The organism is Ventosimonas gracilis, from assembly GCF_001580025.1.
Taxonomy (GTDB): Bacteria; Pseudomonadota; Gammaproteobacteria; order Pseudomonadales; family Pseudomonadaceae; genus Ventosimonas; species Ventosimonas gracilis.
On sequence record NZ_LSZO01000018.1, the window covers coordinates 47,181 to 70,179 of the forward strand.

At 55.8% G+C, this 22,999-nt stretch carries 23 protein-coding genes and 1 tRNA gene; 17 read left to right on the forward strand and 7 right to left on the reverse strand.

The genetic code is table 11. From position 1 onward, the window contains the following. Positions 1-12: 12 nt before the first annotated feature. A complete protein-coding gene (locus AXE65_RS01335; protein ID WP_068386935.1) occupies positions 13-1,194 on the reverse strand; it encodes a TerD family protein in 1,182 nt (393 codons plus the stop codon). Positions 1,195-1,294: 100 nt separating this feature from the next. Further along, positions 1,295-1,909, reverse strand: coding sequence for an HAD-IB family hydrolase (locus tag AXE65_RS01340; RefSeq protein ID WP_068386938.1), 615 nt, complete (start codon positions 1,907-1,909; stop codon positions 1,295-1,297). A 334-nt stretch (positions 1,910-2,243) separates the two neighbouring features. Between AXE65_RS01340 and AXE65_RS01345 the strand changes: the two genes are divergently transcribed. From AXE65_RS01345 to AXE65_RS01370, 6 genes are all read left to right on the forward strand, one after another. Next, on the forward strand, positions 2,244-3,257 hold the full coding sequence (locus AXE65_RS01345; RefSeq protein WP_068386941.1) for a M23 family metallopeptidase: 1,014 nt from the start codon (positions 2,244-2,246) through the stop codon (positions 3,255-3,257). A 22-nt stretch (positions 3,258-3,279) separates the two neighbouring features. Beyond that, the gene (locus AXE65_RS01350; RefSeq protein WP_068386944.1) at positions 3,280-3,708 is read left to right on the forward strand and encodes a hypothetical protein; all 429 of its coding nucleotides are present in this window, start codon (positions 3,280-3,282) and stop codon (positions 3,706-3,708) included. A gap of 85 nt (positions 3,709-3,793) precedes the next feature. After that, positions 3,794-4,273: a bactofilin family protein gene (locus AXE65_RS01355; RefSeq protein ID WP_079213989.1), complete on the forward strand. Its 480-nt coding sequence runs from the start codon at positions 3,794-3,796 to the stop codon at positions 4,271-4,273. Positions 4,274-4,433: 160 nt separating this feature from the next. Further along, positions 4,434-5,558 (forward strand): trypsin-like peptidase domain-containing protein, encoded by a 1,125-nt coding sequence (locus AXE65_RS01360; RefSeq protein WP_068386947.1) that lies wholly within the window; start codon positions 4,434-4,436, stop codon positions 5,556-5,558. A gap of 2 nt (positions 5,559-5,560) precedes the next feature. Then, a complete protein-coding gene (locus tag AXE65_RS01365; RefSeq protein WP_068386950.1) occupies positions 5,561-6,967 on the forward strand; it encodes an adenosylmethionine--8-amino-7-oxononanoate transaminase in 1,407 nt (468 codons plus the stop codon). A 60-nt stretch (positions 6,968-7,027) separates the two neighbouring features. Then, complete coding sequence (locus AXE65_RS01370) at positions 7,028-7,438, forward strand: acyl-CoA thioesterase (protein ID WP_068386953.1); 411 nt, start codon at positions 7,028-7,030, stop codon at positions 7,436-7,438. Here the strand turns inward: AXE65_RS01370 and tadA are convergent. Together tadA and AXE65_RS01380 are read right to left on the reverse strand one after the other, a co-directional pair. Beyond that, positions 7,435-7,941 (reverse strand): tRNA adenosine(34) deaminase TadA, encoded by a 507-nt coding sequence (gene tadA, locus AXE65_RS01375; RefSeq protein ID WP_275574849.1) that lies wholly within the window; start codon positions 7,939-7,941, stop codon positions 7,435-7,437. The genes AXE65_RS01370 and tadA overlap by 4 nt on opposite strands. A gap of 3 nt (positions 7,942-7,944) precedes the next feature. Further along, positions 7,945-9,312: a multicopper oxidase family protein gene (locus AXE65_RS01380; RefSeq protein ID WP_068386959.1), complete on the reverse strand. Its 1,368-nt coding sequence runs from the start codon at positions 9,310-9,312 to the stop codon at positions 7,945-7,947. A gap of 140 nt (positions 9,313-9,452) precedes the next feature. Between AXE65_RS01380 and AXE65_RS01385 the strand changes: the two genes are divergently transcribed. Genes AXE65_RS01385 through AXE65_RS01395 form a run of 3 tightly spaced genes read left to right on the forward strand, consistent with a single transcriptional unit; the run spans position 9,453 to position 11,773 of the window. Beyond that, complete coding sequence (locus AXE65_RS01385) at positions 9,453-9,944, forward strand: hypothetical protein (RefSeq protein WP_068386962.1); 492 nt, start codon at positions 9,453-9,455, stop codon at positions 9,942-9,944. A gap of 15 nt (positions 9,945-9,959) precedes the next feature. Then, complete coding sequence (locus AXE65_RS01390; protein ID WP_239685015.1) at positions 9,960-11,015, forward strand: sensor histidine kinase; 1,056 nt, start codon at positions 9,960-9,962, stop codon at positions 11,013-11,015. Beyond that, entirely contained in the window at positions 11,015-11,773 is a 759-nt protein-coding gene (locus AXE65_RS01395; protein WP_068386968.1) for a LytR/AlgR family response regulator transcription factor, read from the forward strand. The genes AXE65_RS01390 and AXE65_RS01395 overlap by 1 nt, the downstream gene beginning before the upstream one ends. Here the strand turns inward: AXE65_RS01395 and AXE65_RS01400 are convergent. From AXE65_RS01400 to AXE65_RS01410, 3 genes are all read right to left on the reverse strand, one after another. Continuing rightward, positions 11,770-13,830: a TonB-dependent receptor domain-containing protein gene (locus AXE65_RS01400; RefSeq protein WP_068386971.1), complete on the reverse strand. Its 2,061-nt coding sequence runs from the start codon at positions 13,828-13,830 to the stop codon at positions 11,770-11,772. The two genes, AXE65_RS01395 and AXE65_RS01400, sit on opposite strands and share 4 nt — an antisense overlap. An 85-nt stretch (positions 13,831-13,915) precedes the next feature. Then, positions 13,916-14,923 carry a nucleoid-associated protein YejK gene (yejK, locus tag AXE65_RS01405; protein WP_068386974.1) on the reverse strand — a complete coding sequence of 336 codons (1,008 nt, stop codon included), beginning with the start codon at positions 14,921-14,923 and terminating at the stop codon, positions 13,916-13,918. Positions 14,924-14,977: 54 nt separating this feature from the next. Next, positions 14,978-15,054: transfer RNA gene (locus tag AXE65_RS01410), tRNA-Pro, on the reverse strand. A gap of 402 nt (positions 15,055-15,456) precedes the next feature. On the opposite strand from AXE65_RS01410, the gene ndk reads away from it, so the two are divergent. Genes ndk through bamB form a run of 8 tightly spaced genes read left to right on the forward strand, consistent with a single transcriptional unit; the run spans position 15,457 to position 22,980 of the window. Then, entirely contained in the window at positions 15,457-15,888 is a 432-nt protein-coding gene (gene ndk / locus AXE65_RS01415) for a nucleoside-diphosphate kinase (protein WP_068386977.1), read from the forward strand. A 23-nt stretch (positions 15,889-15,911) separates the two neighbouring features. Then, positions 15,912-17,048 (forward strand): dual-specificity RNA methyltransferase RlmN, encoded by a 1,137-nt coding sequence (gene rlmN, locus AXE65_RS01420; RefSeq protein WP_068386980.1) that lies wholly within the window; start codon positions 15,912-15,914, stop codon positions 17,046-17,048. Between the two features lie 12 nt (positions 17,049-17,060). Next, positions 17,061-17,822, forward strand: coding sequence for a type IV pilus biogenesis/stability protein PilW (gene pilW, locus AXE65_RS01425; protein ID WP_068386983.1), 762 nt, complete (start codon positions 17,061-17,063; stop codon positions 17,820-17,822). Beyond that, positions 17,819-18,703, forward strand: a complete 885-nt coding sequence (locus tag AXE65_RS01430) for a RodZ domain-containing protein (RefSeq protein ID WP_068386986.1) — start codon at positions 17,819-17,821, stop codon at positions 18,701-18,703. The genes pilW and AXE65_RS01430 overlap by 4 nt, the downstream gene beginning before the upstream one ends. A 2-nt stretch (positions 18,704-18,705) precedes the next feature. Then, entirely contained in the window at positions 18,706-19,830 is a 1,125-nt protein-coding gene (gene ispG, locus AXE65_RS01435; protein ID WP_068386989.1) for a flavodoxin-dependent (E)-4-hydroxy-3-methylbut-2-enyl-diphosphate synthase, read from the forward strand. 9 nt (positions 19,831-19,839) lie between these two features. Continuing rightward, positions 19,840-21,147, forward strand: a complete 1,308-nt coding sequence (gene hisS / locus AXE65_RS01440) for a histidine--tRNA ligase (RefSeq protein ID WP_068386991.1) — start codon at positions 19,840-19,842, stop codon at positions 21,145-21,147. A 2-nt stretch (positions 21,148-21,149) separates the two neighbouring features. Next, positions 21,150-21,830: a tetratricopeptide repeat protein gene (locus AXE65_RS01445; RefSeq protein ID WP_068386994.1), complete on the forward strand. Its 681-nt coding sequence runs from the start codon at positions 21,150-21,152 to the stop codon at positions 21,828-21,830. Further along, entirely contained in the window at positions 21,820-22,980 is a 1,161-nt protein-coding gene (gene bamB, locus AXE65_RS01450) for an outer membrane protein assembly factor BamB (RefSeq protein ID WP_153015354.1), read from the forward strand. The genes AXE65_RS01445 and bamB overlap by 11 nt, the downstream gene beginning before the upstream one ends. The last annotated feature ends 19 nt before the right edge of the window (positions 22,981-22,999 follow it).

Sequence of the window (22,999 nt, forward strand, 5' to 3'; positions counted from 1 at the left end):
CAATCCATTGATTTATTTGGAGCCTGCCGTCCAGCGCAGTCCCCAGTCATTGGCACGGTCCATATCCTCATGGCCGTTGTAGAATTTGACAAGGCGCGAGACCTTAACAGTTCCCCGCTCGTTTTCAAACAGGGCAATCGCACACATGCCGTATTGGCCGCCTTCTTCGTTCATGCGCACTTCAATCGGCGGCTGGCCGGGCGCGTAGACGGTGACGACACCGTCGGTCGCTTTCCAGTTCGGTGCGCCTTCATAAATAAAGGCGTAGACCAGCACGCGCTTGATTTTATTCCAATGCTCGCCGTTGATATGCAGCCATTCGCCGTTCGATACCGAACCCGTGCGGTCGTCGCCCATCAATTGAATGTAGGGCGCGTCATTTAATCGGCCAAAGGCATCGCCGAGCGCTTGCACCACGCCTTTGCTGCCGTCTTGCATCTCGATCAGGCAGCCCAAATCGAGGTCGATACCTTTGTTACGGCCAAGCAGCGTGTCAAAAAAGCCGCTTTTGGCGTTGCCGCCTTGCGTCCAGTTCAGGTTGATTTTGATTTCGCCAAAGCCGCCGCTTGCGCCTTTTTCCAGGCTGATGCTGGCGCGCGATTTATCCAGGCTGATTTTGCTTAAGTTAAGGTTTGAGGTTTTTTCCGCCGCAGGACTTTGTGCTGGCGTGGGGGCGGCGGGTGGTTTGGCCGCGGCGATGCTCACGCCAAAGTGCTTGGCGAGTGGCTCAAGGCCGCCAGCAAAACCTTGCGCCACGCAGCGAAACTTCCACTGCCCTTGGCGGCGGTAGAATTCGCCCAAAATCAGTGCGCTTTCTGGCATGTCTTGGGTGGGAATTTGCGCCTCAATACCGCCGGAAACGGTTAGCGCCAATTGGGCGACCTGGGCAAAAGTGGCTTTGTTTTCGTGGATGGTCGCACAAAGGGCGATTTTTTCCACGGTTTCGTCGATTTTCGCCAAATCCAAATCAAAACCCGCATTACCGGACGATGTGGAAGATAGCTGCAATGCTCCGCCAAACAGGCTTTTTTGCCCGTAGAAACACATATCGCCGTCACCGCGCACTTTGCCGCTGGTGGTCAAGGCAAAGGCGGAAAAATCTATCTCGGCCGCAGCGAGTGGGCTGTAGCTAATGCGTACCTGCAAAGCGCTGGTGGCAACCGGCGCATTGCCGCCGGGAATCAGGGAAGTCATAACGCGCAAAGCTCCTTTATTTTTAATCCAAACTTAGGGTTAGGCACAAAGTGGGCAAGAGCGGGCAAGCCTATCATCTAAAGAGGCGCTTTTTACAGGCTTAACGAAAAGGCTTCCAATAGGCTTCTTGCGCGGCTTTGAGCAGTTCAAAATCGCCCTGCGAGTCGCCAAAGGCGCACAGATGATAGCGTTCAAGCGAGCCGTAGACGGCTTCAAGGCGGGCGATTTTAGCGGCGCGGCGGCAGTTGCTGCCTAAAATCCGCCCCGTTAGCAGGCCGTTTTCTTCTTCTAATTGAGTGCCAATCAGAGCTAGACCCAAGCGCTGTGCAAAAGGCATCAATAATAGCTCTGGCGAGGCGGAGCAGAGCGTGACGGTAGCGCCGCTTTTAAGTTGCTCGGCAATGCCTTCTAACGCTTTAGGGCGCATCAGCTTGTTCCAGCGCAAAGCGCAATAATCCTCGGCGGCGTCTTTGAACCAAGTCACCGAAACGCCGCTTAAAAAGACCCGTATCAATTCGGCTTTGAGCGCATCACGACTGCGCCTTTGCGCCAGAAAGCTCAGTGTTGGTAATACAAGGCGTAACAGTCTCCGGCAAAAAAACCTATCGCCAAAGGCAAAACGTAAAAAAGGCACAAAGCTGTCACGATGGGTCAAAGTGCCGTCAAAATCAAAGACCACAAGGGTTTGGCGCTGAGTTTGGGATGGAGCCGACATAGGAAATCCTTAAAGAAATTACCAGCAAAGCTATCGCAGCAAAATGCAAAGCGGTGCTATTATCCGTAACCATGTGGAACGCAAGGGGGAAAATCTTTGCGTTTTCCACCGGCTGCACAGTGCCAAACCTTCGGGTTTTCTGAGCCATTTTTGTAGTATCCCTTGCTGTGCGTGCGATGCACTTCACTAAAAAGCAGTCAAGCACCAAGGCGTCAGACAAAACGATTCAGTAGTACGTTTAAGTATTTAAAACAGTTTGCAGATAGTGGCTTAAGTCGCTTTCTGGCTGATTATGAACAGGGTTCTTTGAAGAAGAGCGCCAAGAGGATAAGGCATGACCTTTGTCATATTTTTCAGCCGTAACTTGGCTGGAGTAGGACGCAGTATCAGCCGCGGATTTTTTTTCACCAGTGCCATTTTCTTATTATTCGGCATGTTGGTTGCTGGCATATGGATTGGCGTTAAGCTCAGTCCCCCATCGGTCAAGGTAGCGCCGCTTGCGGCTGATCCCCCGCTGGTCAGCGAACCGAGTGCCAAGGAGATTGCGTTGCTGCAGCAGATTGGTACGCTTTCGGCACGTCTGATGCGTCTTGAGATGGATGCCAAGAGCCTCGCGCAGCGGATGGATGCGGTCAATGAATTTGAAGCGCGGATGAGTCTTGATGCGGTGCCACTCGGGCCGCGTGCAAAAACCCAACCCGCTTCAGCCGGAGGTCCGCTGCTTAAACCGGAGAAAACTGTGCCCAGTGCGTCAGCGCCAGAAGGTGCGCGCGATAAACAGGGCAAGGGCGGTTCCGCTGCTGCACCGATACAGTCCCGCCGTCCGCTGGCAAGCGAACCCTTGCCTACGGACGGCCTGTCGCTGGCGAACCTTGAGCAAAGTCTTGGGCGGCTGACGGTGGCGCTGCATGGTTTGGAGCAACGCGCGGTAAAAATCAGTGCAGAGCATATGGCCTTCCCGGGTCGCCTGCCGGTCGCCAGCAGTCGGCGTGGTTCGGGCTATGGCAACCGGCGCGACCCGTTTACCTTCCGCATGGCGTTTCACAGCGGTATTGATTTTCCCGCCGCCAAGGGCACGCCGATTTATGCCAGCGCGGGCGGTGTGGTGGTCTATTCCGGCCCTCGCAAGGACTATGGGCAGACGGTGGAAATCGACCACGGCGCGGGTCTTGTCACGCGCTACGCACACGCCTCCAAACTGATTGCCAAAAAGGGGCAAATCGTTATGCCCGGGCAACAGATTGCCGAAGTGGGCAGCACCGGACGCTCAACCGGTGCGCATTTGCATTTTGAAATTCTTAAAGATGGCCGTTTCGTTAATCCAAAAACCTATTTAAACCGGTTTTAGGCGCTTTTTTAGGTTACCCATTATGACTACCCGCACCCGCCAGCTAACCCGTGAACTCGCCAGTGAACGCGTGATGATACTGCTGGAAAAGAAAAAAATCAGCCTCACTCACAAGCTGCTGGTCACTTTGGCATTAGGTGCTTTGACTGCGCTGACGGTATTTGTTCTGTTGGATAAAAAACCGGCTTTGGCGGCTTGGCTACCGCAGCAACCTGTGTTGCAAAGCACCCTGCCTGCTGGTGCCCACGAGCAGCAGTGGCGTGCTGAGCTGGAAAACCTGAACATTAAATATCAGGTTGAACTGGCTTCGCGCCAAGCACTGGAACAGCAAGTCCTGGCATTGGATACGCAAATTAAAGAGATGCAGACTGAGCTGGATTTTTTCAGGAGCAATAATGGTGGGAATGGTGGGGCGACTAACGGCCAAGCTGGGACAGGAGCCAAGCGATAAGACAATACGGCCGTAAAGGGCGGCGGTTTTAATCAAAGAGCAGCATCGGCTGCAAACAGACCTCAAGGCAGTGGAGATAAGCAGTATGTTTTCCAAAAAGAAAAGGTCAAAGCAGGGCGTGGAAATTACCCGGCTGGACAGCTTTATCGGCAGCAATATGAGCCTTGTCGGCGATTTAACCTTCCGTGACGGTTTGCGTCTGGATGGCCGCATTGAAGGCAATGTGAGCGGCGCGAAGGATGAAAAAAACCTGATTGTGCTTTCTGAGAGCAGCGAGATTGCCGGTCGCGTAGAAGCCTATGACGCGGTGATTAACGGCACCATCAAGGGCGACTTGGTGGTCACGCATTTTCTTGAACTGCAAAGCAAAGCGCGGATTCTCGGTAATATCCGCTATCGGCATTTGCGTATGGAGTGCGGCGCGGTGCTCGAAGGCAAGCTCGAATGTTTGGATGAAAGCGAAAGCCTGCACGAAATCCCCAAGGCGACCATCCGCAAAGAGTCCAAATCACCGCTCGCAGTGGTCGCAGGTGGGCGGGCGCAGGAAGAAGCCCGCAGCTTGTAACGCCTTGATGCTTTAGCTCCCTCTCCCGCTTGTTGGGAGAGGGAAAAAAGGAAATGGCTATCCAAAAACCTTTGCGTTCACTACACGAGCGCCCTCTCCTGCCAGCGGGAGAGGGTAAAAACAGCGTGCTGCCCTGCCATTTGATGCCGAGTTTGTTGCCGTGACCCTATTAACAGCGGGTGCCAATATTGCCTTGGAAGGCAGCGACTGCGTGCTGCATCTTTGTTGTGACAGTCGTGTCCAGTTTGGCGAGCATGCCGCGATGGCGTTACTTGCCGTCGATGACAAACGAAAGCCGATTGGTGAAGCGGCGCTGTTTCACGCGGCGCAGCCGTGGATGCAGTGGGACGGCAATAGCGAGCGTATCGAGTGCAGGCTTCGTCTTGCCGGTCTGCCCGAAGGCAGTCGCCGCGTGCTCGTGGTGCTGTACCGCTTTTCGGCCAAAGGCCCGGTGCGCGACTTGGGTTTTGCCCATCTGCAATTAAACGAATCGATCGAATATCGCCTTAATCTGGCCGACCACGGAGAAGCTGCGATTATTGTTGGCGAATTTTATTGCCGTGGCAGTGACTGGAAGTTTCGCGCACTGGCCGAAAGTTCGGCCTATGGTCTTGCGGCATTGGGTCGCCGTTTGGGTATCGCTATTGATGATGCACATCCCGATGAACAACGCGCAGACAGCGCGCCGAGCGCCAGCAGCGGTACCGGTTTTGCGGTGACGCAAAATCATATCTTAACCTGTGCGCATGTGATTGAAGGCATGCGCGAATTTCAGATTGCCTCGTTTGCCGGACGGCACAGCGCCGAGCCGCTGCTGGTCGATGAGCGTAATGATTTGGCGCTGCTGCGGGTAAGCGGCGATCCCGGGTTGCGCCCGCTGGCATTTCGCACGGGCGCGGGCTGCACCTTGGGTGAACCGGTGGTGGCGCTGGGTTTCCCGATGGCAGGTTTTGCCGGAGGTGGTTTGCATGTCACGCAAGGCGGCGTTTCCGCGCTGCTGGGTTTGCATAACGATGCCAGCCGTTTGCAATTTACCGCGCCCATTCAGCCGGGCTCCAGCGGCAGTCCATTGTTTGACAGCAGCGCTGCCGTCGTCGGCATGGTCACATCCAGCCTGCCCGATGCGCAGAATATGAACTTTGCGCTGAAACCTGCGCTGATTTTGGCTTTTCTGCAAGCCTGCTCAGTGTCGGTTCAGTCTGCCGAAAGCAGCCAGGCACTCAGCGCTGCACAAATCAGCCAGCAAGTGCAGTCGTCCTTATGGCGTATTGAAGCGAGAGCCTAAGCATGTCGCAAAATCATCAGTGGATGCAGCGCGACCTGCGCGTGCTCTGGCATCCCTGCACGCAGATGAAAGACCACGAGCGCCTGCCGCTGATCCCCATCCGCAAAGCCTCTGGCGTATGGCTTGAGGATTTTGACGGCAAGCGCTATCTGGATGCGGTCAGTTCCTGGTGGGTCAATGTTTTTGGCCACGCCAATGTGCGTATTGGCGAGCGCGTCAAGGCGCAGCTTGATACCATCGAACACGTGATGCTGGCCGGTTTTAGCCACGCGCCGGTGGTGGAGCTGTCGGAGCGCCTGGTGGCCATCACGCCGGACGGACTATCGCGCGTGTTTTATGCCGATAACGGCTCATCCGGCATTGAAGTGGCGCTGAAGATGAGCCACCACTTTTGGGTCAATAGTGGGCAAGCGCAGAAAAAGCGTTTTATTACGCTAACCAACAGTTATCACGGCGAAACGGTCGCCGCCATGTCGGTCGGTGACGTGGCGCTGTTTACCGATACCTACAAAGCCTTATTGCTCGATTGCATCAAGGTACCAAGCCCGGACTGCTATCTACGCGGCGAAGGCGTGAGTTGGGAGCAGCATTCGCGCGAAATGTTCGCCGAGATGGAAAAGACTCTGGCCGAGCATGCCGGTGAAGTGGCAGCGGTGATTGTCGAGCCGCTGATTCAGGGCGCGGGCGGTATGCGCATGTACCATCCGATCTATCTGCGGCTGCTGCGCGAGGCTTGCGACCGTTACCAAGTCCATTTAATTCACGATGAAATCGCCGTGGGCTTTGGCCGTACCGGCACCCTGTTTGCTTGCGAACAGGCGCAGATCACGCCGGATTTTCTCATTTTGTCCAAGGCGCTCACCGGTGGCTATCTACCGATGGCGGCGTGCCTGACCACGGACAATATCTACCAAGCCTTTTACGACGACTACGCCAGTTTGCGTGGCTTTTTGCATTCGCACACTTACACCGGCAACCCGCTCGCCTGTGCGGCGGCGCTGGCGACGCTGGATATTTTTGAACAGGACGATGTGATTCGCGCCAATCGCGCGCTCGCCCTGCACATGCAAAAAGCTTTTGCGCCACTCGCCGCGCACTCGCATGTCGCCGAAGTGCGGCAAACCGGCATGGTGCTGGCGGTGGAAATGGTGGCGGACAAAGCCAGCAAGCGCCCCTACCCGTGGCAGCAACGGCGCGGGCTTGCGGTGTATCAGCACGCATTGAGCCGTGGCGCACTGCTGCGTCCGCTGGGCAGCGTGGTCTACCTGCTGCCGCCCTATGTGATTACCCCCGAGCAGATAGACTTTCTGGCCGAAGTGGCTTTTGAAGGCATCGAGCTTGCCACGCGCGAGACAGAAGCCTTCAGCTATGCCGATAAACGCTACCCCGACTTTCGAGACACGGGTTAGGGGTCTGAGCTTAAATCGTTATACTGCGCTTTGTAGTCAACAACTTAAGCGAGACAGTGGATGTTTGAGCAGGAAAAAGAAAACCTGACCCCACAAGGTCAACTGGCGCTGCAAATTACGGCATTGCCGCGCGAGACCAATGGCTTTGGCGATATTTACGGCGGCTGGTTGGTCGCGCAGATGGATTTGGCCGGTACCGCTGCGGCAAGTAGGCGGGCTGGCGGGCGCGTGGCAACGGTATCGATTGACCGTATGGCGTTTTTGGTGCCGGTTGCCGTTGGCGCGCAGCTTTCTTTTTATACGCAGAGCTTGCAGGTGGGGCGCAGTTCGATACAGATGCTGGTTGAGGCTTGGAGTGACGACTCATTATCCGGCCAGTGGCGCAAAGTCACTGAAGCGGTTTTTGTCTTTGTAGCGATTGACGGCGCGGGTCGCACTCGCCCACTGCCGCCGTTACGGCAGGATGATTAACGTCGTGTCTTAAAAAAATCGCGCAATAATGTTTGGCTTTCTGTGGCGAGCACACCGCCTTGTACGATCACGCGATGATTAAGAAAGCGCTGCTCAAAGAAATGCTGCTGACTTACCGCGACCCCAGCTCTCGGTTCGCTGGTGCCGTAAACCAGCCGCTCAACCCGTGCATGTACCAAAAGACCTGCACACATGCTGCACGGCTCCAGCGTCACATACAGCGTGCTGGCGGGCAGGCGGTAATTGCCAAGCTGCCTGGCCGCGCTGCGGATGGCGACCATTTCCGCGTGGGCGCTGGGGTCATGGCTTGAAATCGGGCAATTAAAGCCGCGCCCGATAATTTGCCCATCCAGCACCAATACCGCGCCAACCGGCACTTCACCCAGGCTTGCGGCAAAGGCGGCAAGCCTTAGCGCCTCGCGCATAAAGTGCAGGTCATCGTTCCCCTCTTTCGCAAGCGGGCGAGGGGAAGTAAAAAGGGGTAGGTTAGGTGGCGCGGTCATGGTTCAGACGACGGCAATGGCGGCCATCAGGCCGGTTTCCATATGGTCGATGACATGGCAGTGGAACATCCATACCCCAGGATTGTCGGCGACCAGTGCAATACGCGCGGTTTCCTGCTTGCCCAATAGATAAGTATCAGTGAAATAAGGGGTTATTGATTTTTGATTGGAATCTAGCACTTTAAATACCATGCCGTGCAGATGAATGGGATGCTGATACTGCGCCAGATTGCGCAGTTCAAAAATATAGTGACCGCCTTGTTTTAAGGTGGCGATGGGGCGTTCGGCGCAGGAGGTATCGTTAATGTCCCAAGCCTTGCCGTTGATTTGCCAATATTGCGGCGTACTGCCCGCGCCATCATCCAGCGTTGCCGCCCATTCAAAGCGAAATTTCAACGTCTGCGCACGCGCCAAATCCGGCTCGGCCACTGGATTGCCTGGCAGTCTTGGTGGAAAGTCGCCGGGCGTTTCGTCGCTTTGCACACTTTGCAGCGTGGCAAGGCGCAAAGGTCCGTTGCGCAGCAGCAGTTGCTTGCCCGCCGCCGGGACTTTCAGCGCCAGGTCAAGACGCATGCCAGGGCCCAGCCAATAGTCCTTGCCAAGCGGCACGGGTTCAATGGGATGGCCGTCAATGGCGTAAATCCGCGCCTCGCCTTCGGGCAGGTTAAGGCGGTAGGTGATGGTGTTATCAAGATTAAACAGCCGCAGCCGCACCACTTGTCCGGCGGGCAGTTGTAAATTGGGGATGGATTTGCCGTTAATGGTGGTCAGCCGCCCGCGCGTGCCAACACGTGCCGCCTCGCGCGGCAGCATAAAGGGCGTAAATGCGCCTTGCTGATCGATATGCCAAGTCTTTAGCGATAATGAATACTCGTGGCGAAAGCCACTGGGCTCGCGTTCTTCCACTACCAGCGGGCCCACCAGTCCGCGTCCTAGTTGATGGCTACTGCCCAGATGCGGGTGATACCAAAAATTGCCCGCATCTTCGGTTTTAAATACATAGTCAAAATGCTCGCCCGGCAGCACCGGCAGTTGCGAGACATAAGGCACGCCGTCCATCTCCAGCGGCAGGCGGATACCGTGCCAATGCACGGTAGTGGGCTCATCGAGGCGATTGATAAAGCGCACGCGCAGCCAGTCGCCCTGACGAGCGCGCAATTCCATGCCCGGTACACTGCCGCCGTAAGCCCAGGCGGGGGTTTTGTGGCCTTTGACCAATTCGAGTGAAAGCGGCGCGGCAATCAACTCATAGTCGTGCGTGGCGCCGTCATCCGCACGCTTGAGCCAATAGCCCGCTGTACCCGTGCCACAAAGTCCGGCGGCGCTTATGCCGACCAGGCCTCCCAATAGCTGTCTGCGACTGAAATTCATGGCGAGTACCTGTATCGTCTAAATGCGGTATTTTCTCATTGACAGGCGGGCAATGCGAGCGGACAAATCGACACAGACAAAATTGCCGCCTTCTTTGCCCTTGCGCCATACTGCGCAGGTATCACTAAAGGAGTTTTATGATGAGCAGTTATGAAATTGTCTTCTCTGGTCAATTACAGGCGGGATTTGACGCGCAGCAAGTACGCGCCAATCTGTGCCAATTATTTAAAACCGATGCAGCGCGGATTGAGCGGTTATTTTCCGCTCATAGCACTGTGCTAAAAAAAGGACTTGACCAAGCCAGCGCAGAAAAATACCGCGCGGCTTTACAGCGAGCCGGTGCTTTGGTTGAAGTGATCAATACTGAAGCAGCAGCGCCCGAATTAACCCGGCATAACAACGCGGCTATTACTGCGCGTGATAACTATATGGCGGCTTTTAGTCATATTGATGCGCCGGATTTTGCCATTGCCGCGCCAGGCAGCCCGATGCAGGATAAACCAAAAGAATGGGTGCCAGTGGATGTGGATTTATCGCAACTTAGCCTCGCACCGGTTGGCAGTGATATGGCGCAATTAAAAGATGAGACCGTTGCCACGGTGCCGGATATTTCCCATTTAGCCTTGCAGTAAATGGCGTCACGTTTGATGAATAAAACCCGTCAAGAGCATCAGGCGCGAGCGGATCGTTTTTTTCTGCCGCACCTGTGTACCGGCGAAACCGTGTTAATGCTGGTGCTGCTCGCCGAATTATTAGTGATTGCACTGGTATTGGTCGAACCCATGACCGCGGGTTTTAACTGGGGCAAGCTTGCGCTTTGTTCTTTATTTGTGCAGTGGATTGTTTTGCTGTCCGCTGCATTATTATGCCTGTTGCGGCCTTGTCTTTTGCATTTAACTACGGTCTGGGTCAGTTTTTATTGCAGTTTGTTGGTGGTTTTATTAACGCTTGTTTTTACGGCGCTTGCGGATTATTTTCGGTTTTACGAGCAGGCCGGTTTTGAATTGTATCTGCGCCATGCGTTGATCAGTTTGATATTGTCCGGCCTGCTGCTGCGTTATTTTTATCTGCAAAGCCAGTGGCAAAGGCAACAACAAGCCGAATTAAATGCTCGTATTGAAGCCTTGCAGGCGCGTATCAAACCGCATTTTTTATTTAACTGCTTAAATAGTATTGCCAGTTTAATTAGCATCGACCCGAGCAAAGCTGAGCAAGCGGTAATTGATTTATCGGATTTATTTCGTGCGAGTTTAGCTGCCCCCGGTACTTTAACGACTTGGGCAGAAGAGCTTGCCTTGAGCAAGCGTTATCTGTCCATTGAACAATACCGTTTGGGCGAGCGTTTACAACTGGATTGGCAGATCGATGGCGTGCCGGATGATTTGCCCATCCCGCGATTAACCTTGCAACCTTTATTGGAAAACGCGCTGATTCACGGTATACAACCCCGTATTGACGGTGGCTTGGTGCGGGTTAAAGCGAGCTTTTGCGGCGGCGAGTTTTGCCTTTGCGTGAGCAATCCCTGTCGTTTGCAGGCGCCAACCAGCGCCGGTAGCGGACAGGCGCTGCGCAATATCAAAAGCCGCCTGCTGGCGCTATTTGGTGTAGCGGCGAGCTTAACCGTGCAGCAGCAAGACGAGAGCTACCAAGTCTGTCTGCGTTATCCCTGTAAGCTTTTGTCCCGCCAAGGAAAGCCTGTGTAATGAAGCCAGAAGTCACCGTTTTAATCGCCGATGATGAGCCACTCGCCCGCGAGCGCTTGGCGCGTTTGCTGGAAGGTATGGAAGGCTGCCGCCTGCTGCATCCACTGGCCTGCAACGGTCATGAGGCACTGGAGCTCGCGCAGCGCCTGCAACCGGACGTACTGCTGCTCGACATCCGCATGCCTGGCCTTGATGGCTTGCAGGTCGCGCAGCAGTTGTGCGAGCGTGAACAAGCCCCCGCAGTGATTTTTTGCACCGCTTTCGATGCCTTTGCGCTGGAAGCCTTTAAAGCCTGTGCGGCGGGCTACTTGGTTAAACCGGTACGCGAGGAACATCTGGCCGCTGCGCTAAAAAACCTATCCCGCTTAAATCGGGCGCAACTGGCCGTGCTGCAAGCGGCGTCCGTCCTGCCTGAAACGGGCGCTGCGCGTAGCCATATCAGTGTGCACTCGCACCGTGGGTTGGAATTGATAGCGCTGGATGCGGTGTTTTGTTTTATCGCCGAACAAAAATACGTCACGCTGCACCACGAGGGCGGCGAGGCGCTACTGGATGAGCCGCTGAAATCGCTGGAAGAGGAATTCGGCGAGCGTTTTGTGCGTATCCACCGTAGCGCGCTGGTCGCCCGCAATCGTATAGAGCGCCTGCAACGCAGTGCTTTGGGGCAGTTCCAACTGTATTTGCGCGGATTGGCTGAGCCGCTTACCGTGAGCCGCCGCCATGTGGCCGAAGTACGCAAACTAATGAAAACGCTTTAAAAGCGAAAAGCCATATCCAATCCCGCATAAACCGTGCGCCTCGGGGCGGGTTCGTAGTAGCGGCCTTGTGCTTGGCCGACAATCACCGAGCCGATGGCGCGTTTGCCAAAAAGATTATCCACGCGCAAGGTTTGCCCAAAGCTCAGCGCCCCGAAGCTTTGCTCCGAGCGCGCGCGTAGATTGAACTGGCTATAGCCGGGCGCGGCTTTTTGCAGGTTGCTGTCTTCCACATAGAGCTTGCTGCGCCAAAAGCCTTCGACTGCCAAGACTCCACCCTGAAAGGGGCGCAGCGCCAGTTCGCCGTACAGGGTTTGCCCGGCAACGCCCGGCAGGTGCCTGCCTTTGCGGATAAGGTTGCCGCCCGCCATAAAGTCATGCTGGTAAGTCGCCGAAAGCCTGGTATAGGCGAGCTGCGCGCTTAACTGATCGGTCAGTTCGCTATTGAGGCTTAGCTCCAGCCCACGGCGCAGTGTGCGCGTGGCATTTTGATAGCTGGTGCGGCCACCGTTATTGCTGGCAACGGTGATTTCATCCCGGGTCTTGATTTGAAACAAGGCCGCGTTAAGGCGAGTGCGACCAAGCTGCGCTTTTAAGCCGCTTTCCAATTGAATACTGGTCGATGGGCGAAGACTTAAGTTAAACCCGCCCGTGGGTGCATAGGCCATCTCGCCCAAGGTCGGTGTTTCAAAGCCCTTGCCTGCGCTGAAATAGCCGTGCAGTTCGGGCGTAAAGGCGTAGAGCAGACCCAGCACTGGCGTTGCTTTGCGAAAGCGGCGCCTGCCGCTGTCGTCGCCATTGGCAAGATAGCGGTCATCGATTTTGACCTTGAGCGTGTTATGGCGAACGCCCGCCTGCAAGCGAAAATCGCCCAATTGCCAGCTAGCTTGCAGATAAGGGTCAAGGCTTTCTACCTGGTCGCTCTCATCGCGTCGTAGTCTGCCTTTTACCCCTAATTGGCCGCCGACAAAGTTTTCATAGCCTTGGCGGTCGTCCGTGCTTTTGTCGTAGTCGATACCGGCAATCCATTCAAACTCGCCGGGCAAGGATGCAACCGGTTGCAGCCAGCGCACACTGCTGCCGTGAAAGCGCCGCTCAAAATCCACCACGCCGCCGGAATGGGTTGCTGCGAGCTGTGCGCCGGGGGGAATGGCCAGATACTGCACCACGCGGCGTTTGCCCTGATAGAAGGTGGCCTGCACGCGGGCATCGCCAAACCAGCGCTGGTAATTTAAGCCAAGCTGCTGATGGTCAATGCTTTTGCGCGTGTTGTATTGAAAAGCCACAGCGGGGGCGCTACGCGGGCGGGTTTGATAGGCATTCCAAGTCAAACCCTGCGGGTCCTTGCTTTGTTGGTTTAAATCGCTATAAATCAGCGCAATACGGCTTTTATCATCGGGATGCAGGGTCAATTTGGCAAAATTTTGCTCGCGCAGTGCCGAACTGTGCTTTCGGTAGCCATTGGTATCGACCCGCGAGGTTTTTAGCACAAAACCGGCTTTGGCATTGCCGCCTTCGGTAGAAATAAGCTGTTTGTTCAGCCCGCCTGATCCCCAGTAACTGCCTGCCGACAGCTTGGGCGCACCTTCACCATCGCGTGAAAACAGTTGGATCACGCCACCGGTATTGCTGCCGTATAGGGTCGCCATCGGTCCGCGCAGCACCTCGATGCGTTCGGCGCTATCGAGGTCAAAAGTCGCCGCTTGGCCTTGGCCGTCCGGCGTGCTGGCGGGAATGCCATCGGCAATCAGCTTGATGCCGCGCACGCCAAAAGCGCTGCGCGCACCAAAGCCACGCGAAGAAATCTGCAAATCCTGCGCGTAGTTCTGCCGGTTTTGCACCAATAACCCCGGTACTCGTTGCAACACTTCTGAGGCGTTAATGGCGGGTTGCCCGTCCTTAATTTCACGCGTATTCACGCTATCTACCGAAAACGGCAAATCAAAACCGCTCGCCTCGCTGCGCGAACCACTAATCACCACCGGGGCGAGTTCTACCGATGATTCGGCGGCAGCGCTGGCGCTTATCAATAGCAACAGGGCAGGGTAGGGGGTTCGCATGGCCACTTGCCTTTTGGTTTTGGATTTGTGCGGGGAGCGGGTAATTAGCGCAAATCGGGCGCGTTGGAACTATTAGCCTTTGGTATTAGCTTTTACGCCGCTTAAGCTGGTCTTTTAGTTGGGTGGGTAGCTCGCGGATAATCAGGCAGTCACGGCCTTCGTCGTATTCGACTTTGGAGCCTAACAAGTGCGCCTCAAAGCTGATGGAAAGCCCTTCGGCGCGGCCGGTAAAGCGGCGGAACTGATTCAGCGTGCGTTTATCCGGCGGGATTTGCGCGGACAGGCCGTAGTCTTTGTGACGGATATGCTCATAAAAAGCCCGCGGGTTGTTTTCATCAAGCAGGCCGGACAGTTCATCAAGGGCGATTTTCTCGCCCAGCTTGGCTTGGTTGCTGGCGTAATCAATCAGCGTATCGGTTTTTTCCCGTGCTTGCTCTTCGGCAAGCTCATGGTCTTCGACAAAATCGCTAAAGGCTTTAAGCAAGGTGCGCGTTTCGCCGGTGGGGTCGATGCCTTCCTCGCAGCCGATAAAATCACGAAAGTAATCGGATACCTTTTTGCCGTTTTTGCCCTTGATAAAGGACAAATACTGCTTGGATTCGGCATTACCCTGCCATTCACTTAAGTTAATTCGCGCAGCGAGATGCAGTTGCGATAAATCCAGATGACGCGCCGCAGTGACTTCCAGCGCATCACTAACGGCTACCCCTTCACTGTGATGCAGCAGCGCAATCAGCAGGTAATCGGTCATTCCTTGGCGGTAGTGTGCAAGCAATACATGTCCGCCAACGGACAGATTGGATTCGTCCATCAGCTTTTGTAGATGCTCTACCGCGCACTTGCTAAAGACGAGAAAGTCCGTCTCTTCGCGCAGATACTGCGAAAGCCAGCCGCTAAACGGGTAAGCGCCCGATTCTTTTTGGAAAAAACCCCAAACCTTGCCCTGTTTGGCGTTGTAGCTTAGGGAAAGGTCGGCCAGCAGGTTTTCCAGCGGCGCCGAATCGGCAAATTCGGCCTGGCGCAGATGCAGTTTGGAAGGACTGCCGTCCGGCTTTTTTTCAATCAGATGAATAACGCTGTGATAAATCGGCATGGGATTGACCGCGCTCTGAAATAAAAAGCCCGCAATAAGCGGGCTTTAGGGAAGTGGTCGGAGAGGCAGGATTCGAACCTGCGACCTTCTCGTCCCGAACGAGACGCGCTACCAAGCTGCGCTACACTCCGAGGGTGTTAAGTGCGCGAAATAATACCGAAAAATTTCTTGAGCGCAAGGGCAAATTCAAGGCTTGCACAGGGTCTGCTCCCGCTTCAAACGCGAGCCGCGCTGCTGCGCAAAATTTCGCCAGACTAGGCGCAGCATGCAGCCAATGTGTACAACCTTGGCAAATGCGGAGGCGACGTATGGCGAAATTTTGAGCGCAGCCCGAAGGGACGGGGCAGATTTTTCGCACCGCTGTGTTGCTCGTCGTTCATTTGCATGAGCAAATTTCTCTTCTCGCGCCTTGCTGCGCAAAAAATCTGCCTCCGTCGCGGCCACGTTTGAAGCGGGGACAGACCCTACTTATCCCACTCAAATCGGCGTACAATGCTTGGCTTATTTTTCCTGCGAATTTTGGAGACCTCGGCATGGCCGTTCAGCGCACTTTTTCCATTATCAAACCCGATGCGGTGGCTAAAAATCAAATCGGGGCCATTCAAAGCCGCTTTGAGCAGGCCGGTCTTAACATTGTGGCGGCGAAAATGCTGCAACTGTCCGAACAAGTGGCGGCGGGTTTCTACGCGGAACACAAAGAGCGTGGGTTTTTCAAGGACTTGGTTGCTTTTATGACGTCAGGGCCAGTGCTGGTGCAGGTGCTTGAAGGCGAGAACGCCATCGCCAGAAACCGCGAGCTGATGGGCGCGACCAATCCCAAAGAAGCCGCCGCTGGCACCATCCGCGCCGATTTTGCGCAGTCCATCGATGAAAACGCGGTGCACGGCTCGGATTCAGAAAGCTCCGCCGCGCGTGAAATAGCCTACTTTTTTAGCGCGACCGAGCTCTGCCCGCGCCTTCGCTAAGGCAAGCGGCAGCTTAATCGGCGATGAACCCAGTGGTAAAAACCAATCTGCTCGGGCTTTCCCGTGCGCAGATGGAGGCTTTTTTTGTCTCCATCGGCGAGAAGCCGTTTCGCGCGATGCAAGTGATGAAATGGATTCATCAATTCGGCGAGTGCGATTTTGCGCAGATGAGCAATCTGTCCAAAGCGCTGCAGGCCAGGCTCGCAGAATGCGCCGAAGTGCGCCCGCCAGAAATCCTTAGCCAGCAGTTTTCCGCAGACGGCACGCGCAAATGGGTGGTGCGAGTGGCTTCCGGCAGTTCAGTGGAAACCGTGTTTATCCCGCAGCGCGGGCGCGGCACCTTGTGCGTGTCGTCACAGGCCGGTTGTGCGCTCGATTGCAGCTTTTGCTCGACCGGCAAGCAGGGCTTTAACAGTGATTTAACCAGCGCGGAAATCATCGGCCAGGTCTGGCTGGCCTGTCAGTCCTTCGCTAAAACGATGCCCGCCGAGCGACCTGTGACCAATGTGGTGCTGATGGGTATGGGTGAGCCGTTGCTTAATTTCGATAACGTCGTTTCGGCCATGAATATCATGCTGGATGACTTCGGCTACGGCATTTCCAAGCGCAAGGTCACGCTGTCCACCTCAGGCGTAGCGCCAATGATTGACCGCCTTGCTGAAGTGACCGATGTTGCGCTTGCGCTGTCGCTGCACGCGCCCAATGATGAACTGCGCAGCCAACTGGTGCCGATTAACCGCAAGTATCCGCTTGCCGTGGTGCTCGCCGCTTGCCGCCGTTATATCGAAGGATTGGGCGAAAAACGCCGTTTGACCGTTGAATACACACTGCTTAAAGAAGTCAATGACCAGCCGCAGCATGCCGCGGAACTGGCTCTTTTGCTTAAAGGGTTTCCCTGCAAAATCAATTTAATCCCGTTTAATCCCTTTGCTTTCTCAGGCTACGAAAGGCCGAGCAATAACGCGATTAGACGGTTTCAGGAACTACTGCAACAGGCAGGTTTTAATGTCACCGTGCGCAGCACGCGCGGCGATGACATCGATGCTGCTTGCGGCCAATTAGTCGGCAAGGTCGCCGACCGAACAAAACGCAGCGCCCGTTACAGTGCGCGGCAAGCGACGACGACTGCGCCGCTGCGTCTGCTTGCTCGTCAAGGGTAATGGAGAGGGTTTATGTTACGTGCGCTGATAGTGTTGTTCGCCGTGCTGCTTGCTGCCTGTGTCCGCGAAGGGCCGACAAACCCGCTGTCTACCAGTAAAGGGCGTGCAGAGGCGAGCGAGGCCTATATCCAGCTTGGCTTGGGTTATTTGCAAGAAGGCGAGACCGCACGTGCCAAAGTGCCGTTGGTTAAAGCGCTGGAACTCGACCGGCGCAGCAGCGATGCGCACGCCGCGCTGGCGATGGTATTTCAGGCTGAAATGGAACCCAAGCTCGCCGATGAGCATTTTCGCAAGGCGTTGCAGTCACACAGCGTTAATCAGACGCGCATTATGAACAACTACGGCAGCTTCCTTTACGAGCAGGGACGTTTCAAGGAAGCCATGCAGTATTTCAGCAAAGCCTCGGAGGATGCCCTGTATGCCGGTCGCCCACGGGTGTTTGAAAATATGGGGTTGACCGCGCTGAAACTGAATCAGCCAGAGCAGGCCGGCGAATATTTCGAGCGCACCTTGCGCCTTTCTCCTAAGCAGCCGCAGGCGCTGCTGGAGTTGGCAGAGCTTGCAAGGCTTAAGGGTGAATACGGCAAAGCGTTGGGTTATTACGAGCGCTTTAGCGAGCTGTCCACACAAAATGCCCGCAGCCTGTTGCTTGGGATACGCATTGCCGGCCAGACGGGCGACCGCGACAAGGCGAAAAGCCTTGGGCTGCAACTGAAAAGACTGTATCCGGCGACAGCCGAATACAGGCAGTACTTATCGGAACTGCTGCCATGAAAACCATTGCGTCAGACGCTCTTTACCAAGCAATGCAGCTGGGCGAGACGCTGCGAAAAGCTCGTGAACAGCGCGGCTTTGCTGTGGATGAAGTTGCCGCCCAGCTTAATTTGACGGTAGATCGCGTCCAGCAGATAGAACAAGAGCAGTGGCAGTTGCTGCCGGGGATAACCTTTGCGCGGGGTTATTTGCGTCTTTATGCCCGCCTTTTAGAACTGGATGCCGATGCTCTGGTGGAGCAATTTAACTTGGTAACGGGCAGTCTGGCAGAGTCCGAGGTGCTGTCTGGCGAGCTGCACAGCCCGCCGCCTAGGTCTTTTTTCAGTTTGCGACTGCTCAGTCTGCTGGTGCTGGTGCTGCTTCTTATCGGCGGCTTTCTTTGGTGGGAGGAGCATGCTGTAAAGGATAAAGCACCGCCCACCACCACCCCACCGATGGATTGGCCACTGGAACCCGAAGGCGACACGGATGAGCCGCTGGAAGACGAGCAGCCATTGTTGCCGCAGCCTGATGCCGAGCATCCGCCGGCAACGGTGACAGATAACCTTGCGGCAGTAGAGCAGCCTGCCGCAAGTGAGACAACCCATCCGCCAGCGCTGGAAGACAATGCGCCCGCTGCGCCCGCTGCGCCCGCTGCGCCCGCGCAGCCGCGAGAAGGCGTACTGAGCTTTAATTTCAACGATGACTGCTGGTTGCAGGTTCAAGACGGTTATGGACAGGTGTTGTTCAGCGGTATCTTGAGCGCCTTGGATACGCTGGAACTGTCCGGTACACCGCCGCTCGAACTGCATCTGGGCAACCCCCGAGCGGTTAAGCTGAGCTACAACGGCGAGCCGGTGCTGATTACTGCGGCGACTTCCCGTCTAACGCTCGAGCCTTAAGCATGAATAAGCAGCCTGCCTTTACCATCAACCGCCGCCCATCCCGCAAGCTGATGGTGGGCAATGTGCCGGTCGGTGGTGATGCGCCGATTGCGGTGCAGAGCATGACCAATAGCGACACTTGCGATGTGGCGGCGACGGTGGCGCAAATTCGCCGTTTAGAGGCTGCCGGTGCCGACATCGTGCGCGTCTCCGTGCCGGATATGAACGCCGCCGAAGCCTTTGGTCAAATCGTTAAACAAGTCAGCGTGCCGCTGGTTGCCGATATTCACTTTGACTACAAAATCGCGCTGCGCGTGGCCGAGCTGGGCGTGGCTTGTCTGCGCATCAACCCGGGCAATATTGGCCGCGAAGACCGCGTGCAAGCCGTGGTCGAGGCGGCGCGTGAGCGCGGCATACCCATTCGTATTGGCGTTAATGCCGGGTCGCTGGAAAAAGACCTGCAAAAAAAATACGGTGAACCCACCGCCGAAGCGCTGGTCGAATCCGCGCTGCGTCATGTCGAGCATCTGGACAGGCTGAATTTTCCCGACTTTAAAGTCAGCGTCAAAGCCTCCGATGTGTTTATGGCGGTCGCTGCCTACCGCTTGCTCGCGAAGCAAATTGAGCAGCCGCTACACCTTGGCATTACCGAGGCGGGCGGACTGCGTCCGGGCACGGTTAAATCCGCGGTTGGCCTTGGCATGCTGCTCGCCGAAGGCATTGGCGATACCATCCGCATCTCGCTGGCGGCAGACCCGGTTGAAGAGGTCAAAGTCGGTTTTGACATCTTAAAATCACTGCACCTTCGTGCTCGCGGCATTAACTTTATCGCCTGCCCAAGCTGCTCCAGGCAGAACTTTGACGTGGTTTCCACCATGAACGCGCTCGAATCACGCCTTGAAGATTTGCTGGTGCCGCTGGATGTTGCGGTGATTGGCTGCGTAGTTAATGGCCCTGGCGAAGCGCGTGAAGCGCACTTGGGATTGGCCGGTGGCACGCCGAACAATCTTCTGTATATCGATGGCAAACCGGCGCAGAAACTCACCAACAGCAATCTGGTCGATGAACTCGAACGGCTTATCCGCGTCAAAGCCGCTGAAAAAAGCGCGCAGCAATCGATGCTTATTGCGCACAGTCAACTTTAAGGATTTTTTGTGAGCAAACCGCTGCAAGCCATTCGTGGCATGAACGACATACTGCCTGCGCAAAGTGCACAGTGGCGCTGGGTGGAAGGGCATATTAGCGCACTGATGAGCGAATACGGCTTCGGCCAAATCCGAACGCCCGTGGTTGAAGTCACCGAACTCTTTAAGCGCTCGATCGGCGATGCCACCGATATTGTCGAAAAAGAAATGTACAGCTTTGCCGACCGCAATGGCGATTCCATCACCTTGCGCCCGGAAGGCACCGCCAGTTGCCTGCGTGCGGTGCTGGAAAACGCTCTGGTGGACAACAACCAGCTTGCCAAACTCTGGTATATCGGCCCGATGTTTCGCTACGAGCGCCCGCAAAAAGGTCGCTACCGCCAGTTCCATCAATTTGGCGCAGAAGTGTTTAACGGTAACGGGCCTGATGTCGATGCCGAACTGATCGCACTGACCGCCCGCCTGTGGCAGCGTTTAGGGGTTAGCGATGCGGTGACACTCGAATTAAACAGCCTTGGCAGCAGCGAAGCCCGCGCGGCCTATCGCGCGGCGTTGGTCGATTATCTGCAAAAGCATCAAAGCGATCTGGACGAAGATAGCCAGCGCCGTTTAACCAGCAATCCGCTGCGCATCCTCGACTCCAAAGACGCAGCCACCCAGCAGATACTGGAAAACGCGCCAAAACTGCTCGATTGTCTGGATGATGACTCGCATCGGGCGTTCGAGACCTTAAAAAAACGCCTCGACCTCTTGGGGATTGGCTACCGAATCAACCCCAAACTGGTGCGCGGCCTCGATTATTACAACCAGACCGTGTTTGAATGGGTCACAGACCAATTAGGCGCACAGGGTACGGTTTGCGGTGGCGGGCGATATGACGGTTTAGCGCAGCTTTTGGGCGGCAAAGCCACGCCTGCTGCCGGTTTTGCCATGGGACTGGAGCGCCTGTTGCTTTTGCTGGAAACCTTAAAAGTTGTGCCGCCAGACCAGCTTTCCTGCCCACTGCCCCTGTATATTTGTCCGCTCAATGAACAGGCCACGCAAGTGGCCTTTAAACTCAGCGAAGACTTGCGCAGCGCACTACCGGGGCTGCATCTGCAAATCAATTTGAGCGGCGGCAACGTCAAAAACCAACTGAAAAAAGCCGATAAAAGCGAGGCGCAGTACGCCTTGCTACTGGGCGAGGACGAATTGGCAAGGCAAGTGGTGCAGTGCAAACCCTTGCGCGGGCAAGGCGAGCAGCAGGAAGTCATCTGGCGCGACCTGGCTGGCTGGGTCAGTCAGCGCCTGTTTAAAGTGACCAGTAACGAGGATTAACCATGGCAACAACGGAAGACGAACAACTGGCAACGCTGCGCAGTTGGTGGCAGCGCAACGGCAATCCCATCCTGCTTGGCACCGCGCTTGCGCTGGTAGTGGTATTTGGCTGGCGTTATTTTCAAAATTGGCAGGAAAATCAAGCACAGACGGCAAGCGCGATCTATCAACAGTTATTGGAAGAAAGCCTTGTTTCGCCGCCTGCCAAGGTCGATTTAGCCAAGGTCAGCGAACTGGCCACACAGCTTAAAGAAGGCCACAAAGGCAGCGCCTACGAAGCCTATGGCCGCCTGTTGGTCGCCAAAGTCGCTACCGATGCCGGGCGCTTGGCCGATGCCGCTGCCGAGTTGCAAGCCATAGTCGATAAGCCGGTGAATGCTGAAATAGGCGAATTGGCACGGCAACGCTTGGCGCGTGTGCTTTCCGCCGAGGGGCAGACCGAGCAGGCACTTAAGCTGCTCGAAGGCGAAGGTAAACTCGTAGCTTTTCGCGCGAGCCGTGAAGAAATCAAAGGCGATCTGCTGGTTAAACTAGGCCGTCGTGATGAAGCTCGCGCCGCTTATGAAAGCGCCAAAGCCGCGCTGTCGGAAGAAGCCGCGCTGGGACTGCTGCAAATCAAGTTGGACAATCTGGCACAAACCACAGCCAACACGGACGAAAAAGGAGTGGCAAATGATGCGTAAAACTCTAAGCCGATTGGCTCTGCTGACCTTTTTGGCGATGGTGATCAGCGCCTGCTCCAGCAGTGGCAGCAACAGTAAAGATGAGCTAGGGCCTGCCAAGCTGGAAAAATTTACCGAAGAAATCAAGCTCAAAGTGCAGTGGAGCCGTTCGGTTGGCGACGGCCAAGGCAAAATTTGGAACCGACTAAAGCCCGCCGTTGATGGCAGCAGCATTTTTGCCGCAGACAGTGATGGGCGCGTATTTGCTTTTAACCGTGAAAGCGGCGAGCCGCTGTGGAAGAAAAAACTGGCTACGCCGGTTTCCGGCGCGCTAGGTGCCGGTAACGGCTTGCTGCTGCTTGGCACCTTGCGCGGTGAAGTGCTGGCGCTAGACAGTGCAAGTGGCGAAGAAAAATGGCGTGCGCAAGTCGGCAGCGAAGTGCTTGCACCGCCCGCCATCAATCAGGACGCGGTGATCGTACAAACGCAAGACGACCGTATTTTTGCCCTTAATCCCATCGACGGCAGCCAGCTCTGGCGTTTTGACAATACGCCGGCGACCCTAACCCTGCGTGGCACCAGCGCGCCGCTGGTGACCAGTCGGCTGGCGGTGGTCGGGCTTTCCAGCGGCAAGGTGCTGGCGCTGGAAACGCGCAGCGGCGTGCCGCTTTGGGAGCAGCGTATCGCCATCCCGCAGGGGCGCTCGGAGTTGGAACGCATTGTCGATATTGACGGCAGCCTGCTGCTGTCCGGCAATACGCTCTATGTCACCAGCTTTCAGGGACAAGTCGTCGGCCTTGATCTGGACAATGGCGAAGTGCTCTGGCAGCACCAAGCCTCCAGCTATACCGGCGTCGCCGAACAAATGGGGCATGTCTTTTTAAGCTTGGCCAATGGCACGGTGGAAAGTCTGGATGAGCGCACGGTGAGCCTGATGTGGAGCAACAATGCCTTGGCACGGCGCGAGTTAAGTGCGCCAGCAGTGTTTGGCGATTACATTGCCGTTGGCGACAAGGAAGGCTACCTGCACCTGCTCAGCCAGACCGATGGCCACTTTGTCGCGCGGCAAAAAATCGATGGCAACGGTTTGCGCGCCCGCCCGCTGGTAGTCGATGATTTTCTTTATGTTTACGGTAACGGCGGCAAGTTGGTTGCGCTACGTATTGAGTAAGCATCCAATAAACCGTTAT

What these genes read in the sequence shown, in the direction of transcription:
- bamB (WP_153015354.1), top strand. Translation starts at nt 21,820, where the DNA reads ATGATGCGTAAAACTCTAAGCCGATTGGCTCTGCTGACCTTTTTGGCG.
- yejK (WP_068386974.1), bottom strand. Translation starts at nt 14,923, where the DNA reads ATGCCGATTTATCACAGCGTTATTCATCTGATTGAAAAAAAGCCGGAC.
- AXE65_RS01390 (WP_239685015.1), top strand. Translation starts at nt 9,960, where the DNA reads ATGAATAAAACCCGTCAAGAGCATCAGGCGCGAGCGGATCGTTTTTTT.
- AXE65_RS01430 (WP_068386986.1), top strand. Translation starts at nt 17,819, where the DNA reads ATGAAAACCATTGCGTCAGACGCTCTTTACCAAGCAATGCAGCTGGGC.
- AXE65_RS01365 (WP_068386950.1), top strand. Translation starts at nt 5,561, where the DNA reads ATGTCGCAAAATCATCAGTGGATGCAGCGCGACCTGCGCGTGCTCTGG.
- AXE65_RS01385 (WP_068386962.1), top strand. Translation starts at nt 9,453, where the DNA reads ATGAGCAGTTATGAAATTGTCTTCTCTGGTCAATTACAGGCGGGATTT.
- AXE65_RS01350 (WP_068386944.1), top strand. Translation starts at nt 3,280, where the DNA reads ATGACTACCCGCACCCGCCAGCTAACCCGTGAACTCGCCAGTGAACGC.
- AXE65_RS01400 (WP_068386971.1), bottom strand. Translation starts at nt 13,830, where the DNA reads ATGCGAACCCCCTACCCTGCCCTGTTGCTATTGATAAGCGCCAGCGCT.
- ndk (WP_068386977.1), top strand. Translation starts at nt 15,457, where the DNA reads ATGGCCGTTCAGCGCACTTTTTCCATTATCAAACCCGATGCGGTGGCT.
- AXE65_RS01370 (WP_068386953.1), top strand. Translation starts at nt 7,028, where the DNA reads ATGTTTGAGCAGGAAAAAGAAAACCTGACCCCACAAGGTCAACTGGCG.
- AXE65_RS01340 (WP_068386938.1), bottom strand. Translation starts at nt 1,909, where the DNA reads ATGTCGGCTCCATCCCAAACTCAGCGCCAAACCCTTGTGGTCTTTGAT.
- AXE65_RS01445 (WP_068386994.1), top strand. Translation starts at nt 21,150, where the DNA reads ATGGCAACAACGGAAGACGAACAACTGGCAACGCTGCGCAGTTGGTGG.
- AXE65_RS01345 (WP_068386941.1), top strand. Translation starts at nt 2,244, where the DNA reads ATGACCTTTGTCATATTTTTCAGCCGTAACTTGGCTGGAGTAGGACGC.
- ispG (WP_068386989.1), top strand. Translation starts at nt 18,706, where the DNA reads ATGAATAAGCAGCCTGCCTTTACCATCAACCGCCGCCCATCCCGCAAG.
- AXE65_RS01355 (WP_079213989.1), top strand. Translation starts at nt 3,794, where the DNA reads ATGTTTTCCAAAAAGAAAAGGTCAAAGCAGGGCGTGGAAATTACCCGG.
- rlmN (WP_068386980.1), top strand. Translation starts at nt 15,912, where the DNA reads ATGAACCCAGTGGTAAAAACCAATCTGCTCGGGCTTTCCCGTGCGCAG.
- pilW (WP_068386983.1), top strand. Translation starts at nt 17,061, where the DNA reads ATGTTACGTGCGCTGATAGTGTTGTTCGCCGTGCTGCTTGCTGCCTGT.
- AXE65_RS01380 (WP_068386959.1), bottom strand. Translation starts at nt 9,312, where the DNA reads ATGAATTTCAGTCGCAGACAGCTATTGGGAGGCCTGGTCGGCATAAGC.
- AXE65_RS01395 (WP_068386968.1), top strand. Translation starts at nt 11,015, where the DNA reads ATGAAGCCAGAAGTCACCGTTTTAATCGCCGATGATGAGCCACTCGCC.
- tadA (WP_275574849.1), bottom strand. Translation starts at nt 7,941, where the DNA reads ATGACCGCGCCACCTAACCTACCCCTTTTTACTTCCCCTCGCCCGCTT.
- AXE65_RS01335 (WP_068386935.1), bottom strand. Translation starts at nt 1,194, where the DNA reads ATGACTTCCCTGATTCCCGGCGGCAATGCGCCGGTTGCCACCAGCGCT.